General features: G+C 61.6%; 9 protein-coding genes and 1 pseudogene. 8 read left to right on the top strand and 2 right to left on the bottom strand.

Features of this window, described 5'->3' with window-relative positions:
- The 5 genes and pseudogenes from B3797_RS01175 to B3797_RS01155 all read left to right on the top strand — a co-directional run.
- A pseudogene (locus tag B3797_RS01175) lies at positions 1 to 147 on the top strand (amidohydrolase); the annotation flags it as partial.
- A 20-nt stretch (positions 148 to 167) separates the two neighbouring features.
- Positions 168 to 1,016, top strand: a complete 849-nt coding sequence (locus B3797_RS01170; RefSeq protein ID WP_311790157.1) for a VOC family protein — start codon at positions 168 to 170, stop codon at positions 1,014 to 1,016.
- Between the two features lie 85 nt (positions 1,017 to 1,101).
- Positions 1,102 to 2,424, top strand: a complete 1,323-nt coding sequence (locus B3797_RS01165; RefSeq protein WP_311790165.1) for a glycoside hydrolase family 10 protein — start codon at positions 1,102 to 1,104, stop codon at positions 2,422 to 2,424.
- Positions 2,425 to 2,532: 108 nt separating this feature from the next.
- Positions 2,533 to 2,769 (top strand): type II toxin-antitoxin system antitoxin HipB, encoded by a 237-nt coding sequence (gene hipB, locus B3797_RS01160; RefSeq protein WP_126689738.1) that lies wholly within the window; start codon positions 2,533 to 2,535, stop codon positions 2,767 to 2,769.
- Positions 2,769 to 4,076, top strand: a complete 1,308-nt coding sequence (locus tag B3797_RS01155; protein ID WP_311790156.1) for a type II toxin-antitoxin system HipA family toxin — start codon at positions 2,769 to 2,771, stop codon at positions 4,074 to 4,076. Before hipB ends, B3797_RS01155 begins: the two co-directional genes overlap by 1 nt.
- 9 nt (positions 4,077 to 4,085) lie before the next feature.
- Here the strand turns inward: B3797_RS01155 and B3797_RS01150 are convergent, their stop codons facing one another.
- Positions 4,086 to 4,862 carry an ABC transporter ATP-binding protein gene (locus tag B3797_RS01150; protein ID WP_311790155.1) on the bottom strand — a complete coding sequence of 259 codons (777 nt, stop codon included), beginning with the start codon at positions 4,860 to 4,862 and terminating at the stop codon, positions 4,086 to 4,088.
- Positions 4,863 to 5,054: 192 nt separating this feature from the next.
- Here B3797_RS01150 and B3797_RS01145 point away from each other — a divergent pair, with 192 nt between their 5' ends.
- The 3 genes from B3797_RS01145 to B3797_RS01135 are packed head-to-tail and all read left to right on the top strand — an operon-like array spanning position 5,055 to position 8,198.
- On the top strand, positions 5,055 to 6,104 hold the full coding sequence (locus B3797_RS01145) for an ABC transporter substrate-binding protein (RefSeq protein ID WP_311790154.1): 1,050 nt from the start codon (positions 5,055 to 5,057) through the stop codon (positions 6,102 to 6,104).
- Positions 6,105 to 6,114: 10 nt separating this feature from the next.
- Complete coding sequence (locus B3797_RS01140) at positions 6,115 to 7,119, top strand: ABC transporter permease (protein WP_311790153.1); 1,005 nt, start codon at positions 6,115 to 6,117, stop codon at positions 7,117 to 7,119.
- A gap of 23 nt (positions 7,120 to 7,142) precedes the next feature.
- Complete coding sequence (locus B3797_RS01135) at positions 7,143 to 8,198, top strand: PLP-dependent cysteine synthase family protein (protein WP_311790152.1); 1,056 nt, start codon at positions 7,143 to 7,145, stop codon at positions 8,196 to 8,198.
- Positions 8,199 to 8,357: 159 nt separating this feature from the next.
- Here B3797_RS01135 and B3797_RS01130 read toward each other — a convergent pair.
- On the bottom strand, positions 8,358 to 9,020 hold a 663-nt coding region (locus B3797_RS01130), incomplete at its 5' end, for a TonB-dependent receptor domain-containing protein (protein WP_311790151.1).

The following is a 9,020-nucleotide window of genomic DNA, read 5'->3' as shown; positions in this document are numbered from 1 at the left end:
CCGGGCGCGTTTGTCAGCATCGGCAGCGCCAGCGAATATGGACTGCATCATCCCGGGTTCGATCCCGATGAAGGCATTATCGAACCGGCGGTGGACTACTTTACTCAGCTTGTGCCGCACGCGCTGGATATCCTGGCCAGCGCATGACGAAAAAGAGGAGAAAAGAGATGGCGATCCCCGTTCCTGTACCTGTGCTGGATCATGCGGTTATCAATGTGGCCGATCGGCTGGATGAGGCGAGCGCGCTTTATCGTCGGCTCGGCTTTCAACTCAGCGAGCGCGGCCACCATACGCTCGGCTCCAGCAACCATCTGGCGATTTTCGGCGAAAACTATCTGGAGCTGCTGGGCTACGAGCCAGGACGCGGCGAACGGCGCGCTGACCTGTGGCAGGCGCCGCTCGGCCTGAGCGGGCTGGTCTGGAAAACGCAGGATGCGGAGAGCACGTTTCTGCACCTGCAGCATCATGATCTGGATGGTGATGCGCCCGCCTCGTTTCACCGCCCGGTGACGCTGCCGGACGGCGAAGCGAGCGAGGCGCACTTTCGTACCGTTCGGCTACGCCCGGCGCTGATCCCCAACGGCCGCAGCTTCTTCTGCCAGCACGACACGCCGCATGCGGTGTGGCAGGCCGCCTGGCAGACGCACCCAAACGGCGTGCAGGGCATCAGCGAGTTTGTCATTGTGGCGCAGGATCCGGCGCGCGCCGCCCAGGTGTACAGCCATTTGTTCGGCGCGGATCGCATTCTGGCCTGTCAGGATGGCGCGTTCGTACTGAAGGCGGGCGAAGCGAAGGTGCGTTTCGCCTCTGCCGCCTATGCGCAGACGCGCTTCGGCTCGCTGCCGGAGGATTATGACGGCTCGCCGCGTATGTCTGCGCTCAGCTTCCGTAGCGACAGCCTGGAAAAGGTCAAAGCGAGCCTGCTGCTCGGCGATATTCCCTTCCGTGAAGCGCAGGATGCCATTGTGGTGACGGCGGAGCAGGGCTTTAACCTGGCGCTGCGCTTTCATCAGTAAGCGCGCGGCGGCCTGGCGGTTGACTTGCGCCGTAATAACCTGAGAATGAGGAACCTCAGATAAAGGAACAGCTAAAAAGGAGTTTATCATCAAGGGTTCCCTCGGTTTTTTCTCTACGGCGCGCCAAAAATCCCTGCTCGCCGCCGCGCTGCTGCTGGCCGGCTGCGCCTCCGAGCCGCCAAAGTCGCTGGTGACGCCCTTTCCCGCCAGGACGCCGCCGCAAAAAACGCAGCCTGCCCCCGCGCAGCAGCCGATGCGCGGCGTCTGGCTGGCGACCGTCTCCCGTCTCGACTGGCCGCCGGTTAATTCGGTCAACGTCAGCAGCGCGGCGCTGCGCATCCGCCTGCAACAGCAGGCGCTGACAGATAAGCTCGACAGGCTGAAAAGTCTCGGCATCAACACCGTCTTCTTTCAGGTGAAGCCGGACGGCACCGCGCTCTGGCGCTCAGATATATTGCCCTGGTCCGATATGCTGACCGGCGCTATCGGTGAGGATCCCGGCTACGATCCGCTGGCGTTTATGCTGGATGAAGCGCACAAGCGCGGCATGAAAGTACACGCCTGGTTTAACCCCTACCGTGTCGCCGTCAATACCCGACCCTCGACGATCGCCGGGCTGAACCGCACGCTGACGCGCCATCCCGCCAGCGTGTATGTGCTGCACCGCGACTGGATCCGCACCGCTGGCGACCGTCTGGTGCTCGATCCCGGCATTCCGGACGCGCGCGACTGGATTACCAGCATTGTGGCGGAGGTCGTGGCGCGCTATCCCGTTGACGGCGTGCAGTTCGACGACTATTTCTATGCAGAAACCTCCGCCTCGCCGCTTAACGACAGCCAGACCTATCGCGCTTACGGCCAGGGATTCGCCTCGAAGGCGGACTGGCGGCGCCACAATACGCAGCTGCTGATCGAACAGGTTTCGCGCACCATCAAACAGCTTAAGCCGCAGGTGCAATTTGGCGTCAGCCCGGCAGGCGTCTGGCGCAATCTGTCGCACGATGCGGCTGGTTCCGACACGCGCGGCGCGGCGGCCTATGACGAAGCCTTCGCCGATACCCGGCGCTGGGTGCAGCAAGGGCTGCTCGACTATATCGCTCCCCAGCTTTACTGGCCTTTTGCGCGGCAGGCGGCGCGTTACGACGTACTGGCGCACTGGTGGGCGGATGTGGTGAAGCCGACCCATACGCGTCTCTATATTGGCGTGGCGCTCTATAAAGTGGGCGAACCGTCGCGCACCGAGCCGGACTGGACGGTCGGAAACGGCGTGCCGGAGTTAAAAAAACAGCTCGATCTGAACGAGTCCACGCCGGGCATCGACGGCACTATTCTGTTCCGGGAAAACTACCTCGAACAGCCGCAGACGCAGCCGGCGGTGCGCTATTTGCAAAGCCGCTGGGGCCGCTGAATTATCCGCAGGCGCGGATAAGCTTTACTTTATCCTCTGGTGGGTATAATTTCGTTTTTATCCGCGGGAGGGGATATATCCCCTCCCCGCCTTACCACAGGAGCAGCGATGATCTACAGCCCACAACAGCTGGCCCATCTGATCAGGCTTGAACGACAGAAGCGCGGCTGGACGCAGAGCGATCTGGCGCGCCGGGTCGGCATCAAGCAGGCCACCGTATCGAACTTTGAAAATAATCCTGACAAGACTACGCTGACTACGCTGTTTAAGATCCTGCAGTCGCTGGAGCAGGAGCTGGTGATTCAGAATAAATCGACGCAGAGCGGCAAGGAGCTGGAGTGGTAATGGATCAGCTTAGCGCCTGGATGAATGGCGAACGCGTCGGCACGCTGACGCGCCAGAAAAATGGCGCGCATATCTTTCAGTATGAGCCTGGCTGGCTGAGTAATCCGCTGGCGAGGCCGCTGTCGCTCTCGCTGCCGCTGCAGTACCCCGCTATCGCCTCTGCCAGCGTCATCAACTTTTTCGATAACCTGCTGCCTGATAATCCTCGCGTCAGAGAGCGCATTCTTAACCGTTATCGGGCGAAGTCGATGCAGCCGTTCGATCTGCTGCGGGAAGTAGGCCGTGACAGCGTCGGCGCGGTGATGCTGCTGCCCGCTGAGGCCGCCGCGCCCGATCTCTCTGTGCGTTATGAGCCGCTCGACGCCGCGCGGCTGGAAAAAATACTTTCAGCGTATCAGAGCGATATTCCGCTGGGGATGATCCCGGAAGAGCGCGACTTCCGCATTTCCGTCGCGGGCGCGCAGGAGAAAACCGCGCTGCTGAAAACGCCTCAGGGCTGGGCCGTCCCGCAGGGGCCGACGCCCACGTCACATATCATTAAGTTGCCGATCGGCGAAATTAAGCAGCCTTTCGCGACGCTCGATATGCGCGACAGCGTGGAAAACGAATATGTCTGCCTGGCGCTGGCGCGCGAGCTGGGTTTTCGCGTGCCTGACGCCGCCATTATCACGGCTGGCAAGCTGCGCGCGCTGGCGGTAGAGCGATTCGACCGGCGCTGGAGCGCTGACGGTGCGCGGCTTTTGCGCCTGCCGCAGGAGGATATTTGCCAGAGCCTCGGCCTCGCCTCCGCGACAAAATATGAATCTGACGGCGGGCCGGGCATCGCGGCGATCATGTCGCTGCTGATGGGTTCCAGCAATGCGCTGGAGGATCGCGACGATTTTATGAAGTTTCAGGTGTTCCAGTGGCTGATCGGCGCGACCGACGGGCATGCGAAGAACTTTTCGCTCTATATCGAGCGCGGCGGCAGCTACCGGCTGACGCCGTTCTACGACATTCTTTCCGCTTATCCGGTACTGGGCGGCACCGGCCTCAATATTCGCGAACTGAAGCTGGCGATGGGGCTCACCGCGTCGAAAGGCAAAAAGGTGGAAATCGATAAAATCTTTCCGCGCCATTTCCTCGCCACGGCGGCAAGCGTCCGCTTCTCCACCGAGCGGATGACGCAGATCCTCGCTTTCTTCGCGGAGGCGTTTCCGGCCGCCGTAGCGCGCGTCAGGAAGCAGCTGCCCGCCGATATCCCGCCCGCAATTGCCGAGGCTATATTCACTAACGCGCTGAAAATGGCGGAGCGGCTGAACAGGTAGCGGCCCGTCTCAGGCCGCGGCCCGCTCAGCACCCAGCAGCGCCAGTACGCGGCTGCGCAGCGCCACCAGTTCAATATCGTCGCGACGGCGTGGATAAGCCTGCCTTACCTCGATCACATCCAGCACCCGCGCCGGACGAGAACTCAATACCACCACGCGATTCGCCATAATCAGCGCCTCTTCGACATCGTGCGTCACCATCAGCGTGGTGAATTGCTGCTCCTGCCAGAGATCGACGATCTCCTGCTGCATGCGCAGGCGCGTCAGCGAGTCGAGCTTGCCGAGCGGCTCGTCGAGAATAAGCAGGCGCGGATGATTGACCAGCGCCCGCGCCAGCGCGGCACGCTGTGCCATACCGCCGGAGAGTTGATGCGGCCAGGCGCGGGCGAATTCACTCAGCCCGACGCGCTCCAGCATGGTCTCAATGCGGATTTGCGCCGCCTGTTTGCGCTCGCCGCGAATTTGCAGCCCCAGCCCGACATTGTCGTAAACGGTGCGCCACGGATAGAGCGTGGGATCCTGAAACACCACCACGCGCGACGGATGCGGCGAGGTGATAGCGCGTCCCTCCTCCGCCAGCACGCCGCTGGCGGGCTGCTCCAGGCCAGCCAGCAGACGCAGCAGCGTCGATTTGCCGCAGCCGGAGGGTCCCAGCAGCGCCACAAACTCGCCTGACCGCACCTGCAAACTGATATTTTCCAGCACCGGCAGATCGCTGCCTTCCAGCGTAAAGTAGTGGCTGACATTATCGATGTCGATATTCACGCCCGCCTGTTGCGTCGCCATAAAATACCCTCCGAATTACGCATAAGTCGTTTCATAAATAACACGCCAGGTCCGAATGAAATATGCGAATAGCGGTAATGGGTTTGCCGGGTTTTCATAATGAAATATCGCATGAGGTCATGCGGGATTGTTATTTGGTGACGCCTGGCGCATGCGTTAATTTCCCGGTAATTCACATAAAGGGATAGCGCTATGGCATTAGATTCACGACCGATGAGCCGCCGCACGCTGCTGCGCGGCCTCGCCACGCTGGGTGCGGGCATCGGGTTAAGCCCGATATTGACGGGTTCCGTTCTGGCGGAGGACCCGCCGTTAAAAACCCTTCGGCTGGCGTGGGGACAGACCGCCGTTTGTCAGTCGCCCATTTCGGTGGCGCTAAAGCAGGGTTTCTTTAAAAAGTATGGCCTTAACGTTGAGCCGGTGAACTTTAGCGGTCCGACGGATGCGCTGTTGCAGGCGATTGCCACCGGTCAGGCGGACGGCGGCATCGGCATGGCGCTGCGCTGGCTTAAGCCGCTGGAGCAGGGCTTTGACGTCGACCTTACCGTCGGCACGCACGGTGGCTGCATGCGCCTGCTCGCCCCGGCAAACAGCGGCATTCGCAGCGTTAAGGCGCTGGTGGGAAAATCGGTGGCGGTTACAGATCAGGCAAGCCCCGTCCGCAACTTTTTCGCTATTCAGCTGGCGAAGCAGGGCATCGATCCCGATACATCGGTGAGCTGGCTGCAGTATCCCGCCGATCTTTTCGGCGAGGCGCTGCGCAAAGGCGAAGTACAGGCGCTGGCGATAGACGATCCGCAGGGCTGGCTGCTGAAGCAGCAGCATGGGCTGGTAGAGGTGGACAACAACCTGAACGGCGAATATGCCCACCTCACCTGCTGCGTGCTGGGGCTGCGCGGCTCGCTGGTGCGCGACGATCCCAAAACCGCGCAGGCGATTACGCAGGCGATCGTCGATGCGCAGCAGTGGACCGCCGACCATCCGGAAGAAACGGCAAAGATTTTCCAGCCCTGGCTGCCCGGTTCGGTGCCGATAACGTCCATCGTCGCGATGCTGAAAGAGCACACCCATAGCCATCACTCGACCAGCGCGCAGCTGCGCGGCGAAGTAGCGGTCTACGTCGACGAGCTGAAAAAAATCAACGTTATTCGCCCGGACACCGATGCGCAGAAGTTTGCCGAGCACTACGTGCCCGATCTGCTGCCGGATAGCGGCCCGCATCACGCGATGAAGATGAGTTAAGGAGAGCGGCATGGCCACTGATATTCTGACGCTGCGTCGTCGCGCCGAGTCGCGACGCACTGAACCGGCGCTGTGGGGCGCGCTGCTGGCGTGGTGGGCGCTGGTCGTGCTAATGGTCGCGGTGCCGGATAAACCGCAGGGCTTCGCGGCACCGCGTTTCGTCAATGAGACCCATGCGCTGTTTATCGCGCTGGCGGCGCTGCTCACCTTACTGGTGCTGGCTTCCAGCGCCGCGCCCGCGCTGAAAGTCTGGCAGCCGCTAAAGCGCAGCGGACGCTGGCTCATTGCGCTGGCGCTGCTGATCGGTCTGTGGGAGTACGTTACCGCCAAGCTGGCGCTGCTGCCCGCCCCTTTCTTCGCGCCGCCGCGCGCGCTGATTGAGGCCTGGGCCACCGACTGGCCACGCCTGCTTGACAGTGTGCTCAATTCGCTGCGCCTGCTGGCGCTCGGCTTTCTCTATGGCGCGCTTGTCGGCTTCGTGACCGGCGTCGCCATCGGCTGGTCGCGCGGACTGGGCTACTGGGTGCATCCGCTCCTGCGCTTTCTTGGCCCGGTGCCCTCCACGGCGCTGCTGCCCTTGTCACTCTATTTTTTCCCCTCCAGCTTCTCCGCTGCCGTTTTCCTGATCGCGCTGGCGACATGGTTTCCGGTGACGGTGCTCACCTGGTCGGGCGTCGCCAGCGTCGATAAGCGCTACTACGACGTGGCGCGCACGCTGGGCGCCAGTTCGCTGTTTCTGGTGCTGCGCGTCGCCGTTCCCGCCTCGCTGCCGCATCTGTTCGTCGGACTGTTTATGGGGCTGGGCGCCTCATTTTCAGTGCTGGTGGCGGCGGAGATGATGGGCGTCAAATCGGGGCTGGGCTGGTATTTGCAGTGGGCGCAGGGCTGGGCGGCCTACGCCAATATGTATGCCGCGCTGATCGTTATGGCGGTGCTTTTCTCATCGCTGATTACGCTGCTGTTTATGGTTCGCGACCGCATGCTCGCCTGGCAACGCAACGCGGTGAAATGGTAACGCTTTAACAAGAGGAGTCGCCTGTGGCTGCATCTGTCTATAATTCTGTCACCGAACTGATTGGCCAAACGCCGCTGCTGCGCCTGTCGCGCTTCAGCGAGCGGTTGGGCGTTCGCGCCGAACTGCTTGGCAAACTGGAGCTGTTTAACCCTAACCACAGCGTCAAGGATCGCGTTGCGCTGGCGATGATCGAGCAGGCGGAGCGTGACGGTTTGATCAAGCCGGGCGACACCATCGCCGAAACCACCAGCGGTAATACCGGCATCGGCGTCGCCTCGATCGCGGCGGCCAAAGGCTATCATTTTCGCGTCTATATTAACGATTTCGTCAGCATCGAACGCAGCAAAATTATTCAGGCCTATGGCGCGGAAGTCGTGCCCTTTAGCACGGTGCCGGGCTTCGCCGATTACTATGCGTCCAGCGACGGCGACTTTGTCGCCGCCACGCGCTGGCTGGTGGCGCAGGTGACCGAAGCCGAGCCGGGCGTGCATTTTTTGCAGCAGCTACAGAACCCGGCGAACCCGCGCGCTCATGAGCTGACCACCGGCCCGGAGATCTGGCGCGATACCCAGGGCAGGCTCGATATATTCGTCGCCTCAGTGGGCACTGGCGGCACGCTCTCCGGCATCGGGCGCTACCTTAAAGCTCAGGATCCCGCCATTCAGGTGGTAGCAGTCGAGCCAGGCCCAGATTCGCAGCCGAGCGCGCAACGTCCGGAACCGCTGGAGATTACCGGCATTCACGCCTTTAGCGGCCAGCCGCCCGAACGCATCCCGCCCAATCTGGATCGTCAGGCCTATGACGAAGCGATTGCGGTAGAGACGTGGCAGGCGTATCAGGCTGCGCGCCAGTTCGCGCTGACGGAAGGCATTCTGGTGGGGGATTCGTCGGGCGCGGTGCTGTTTGCCGCGCAGCAGCTGGCGGCGCGGCCAGAAAATCAGGGCAAACGTATCGTCCTGCTGCTGGCTGACGGCGGCGCTAATTATCTCAGCACACAGCTTTTCAGGCACGATCAGCCCGCCGAAACCCTGCAAGAGGCAACGGCGGTGCAGACCTCGCAGCAGCTCAGGTTGTGCTGATACCGTCAGGTTCAACCTGGGCGCGTTACAGCAAGCGGGAGCCAGGCCAAAGAGACGCTTTTCCGTAACGGCAAAAAGTGCAGCCGCCATCATCGACCAGAATGAAAACGCCGCCGCAGATTACCGGCGGCGGCGTTGCTGTATATACCCAATCTCTTATCAGAAGCGATAGGTCGCCGATACCGAGAAGTTGCGCGGCTCGCCGTAAACGTTATAGGCGCCGACCCAGGTGTCATACTCTTTGTCGAACAGGTTATTCAGGTTGGCCTGTAGCGAAAGGTTTTTCGACACGTCATAACGCGCGAAAAGATCCACCAGCGCGTAGCTGCCCTGACGCGCGCGCCATGTGCCGTTGCCTTCCGGCGCGCCAACATCCTGCCAGGTATGCGTCTGCCAGTCTACGCCGCCGCCCAGCGTCAGCTGCTCCAGCATCGGCAGGCGATAGCTGGTAAAGAGGTTGAAGCGGGTGCGCGGCAGCTGCGAGTTATAGGCGTTGCCGTCGCGATCTTCCGCCAGATAGGTGGTGCCGCCGAAGGTCATCTGCCAGTTATCGGTCAGCGCGCCGTTCAGCTCAAACTCGATGCCGCGGCTGACTACGCCATCTTTCGCTACGTACGCGGTCGACTGCGATCCTGAAATGATTTGACCGGTGTCTTCGCCAACGTTGTCCAGCTCGGTACGGAACACCGAGAGCGTGGTGGTCAGACGGCTGTTAAGCCAGTCAGATTTCACGCCCACCTCGTAGTTTTTCCCGATAACCGGCGACAGGAAAGCGCCACTGCTGTCGCGGTAATCCTGCGGCTGGAATACCGAGGTATAACT

The sequence above is a fragment of the Pantoea sp. UBA5923 genome (genome assembly GCF_002431095.1).
In the GTDB taxonomy this organism is placed as follows: Bacteria; Pseudomonadota; Gammaproteobacteria; order Enterobacterales; family Enterobacteriaceae; genus Pantoea; species Pantoea piersonii.
This window is presented reverse-complemented; position numbering and strand designations above follow the sequence as displayed.

What these genes read in the sequence shown, in the direction of transcription:
- B3797_RS01150 (WP_311790155.1), bottom strand. Translation starts at nt 4,862, where the DNA reads ATGGCGACGCAACAGGCGGGCGTGAATATCGACATCGATAATGTCAGC.
- hipB (WP_126689738.1), top strand. Translation starts at nt 2,533, where the DNA reads ATGATCTACAGCCCACAACAGCTGGCCCATCTGATCAGGCTTGAACGA.
- B3797_RS01145 (WP_311790154.1), top strand. Translation starts at nt 5,055, where the DNA reads ATGGCATTAGATTCACGACCGATGAGCCGCCGCACGCTGCTGCGCGGC.
- B3797_RS01170 (WP_311790157.1), top strand. Translation starts at nt 168, where the DNA reads ATGGCGATCCCCGTTCCTGTACCTGTGCTGGATCATGCGGTTATCAAT.
- B3797_RS01140 (WP_311790153.1), top strand. Translation starts at nt 6,115, where the DNA reads ATGGCCACTGATATTCTGACGCTGCGTCGTCGCGCCGAGTCGCGACGC.
- B3797_RS01155 (WP_311790156.1), top strand. Translation starts at nt 2,769, where the DNA reads ATGGATCAGCTTAGCGCCTGGATGAATGGCGAACGCGTCGGCACGCTG.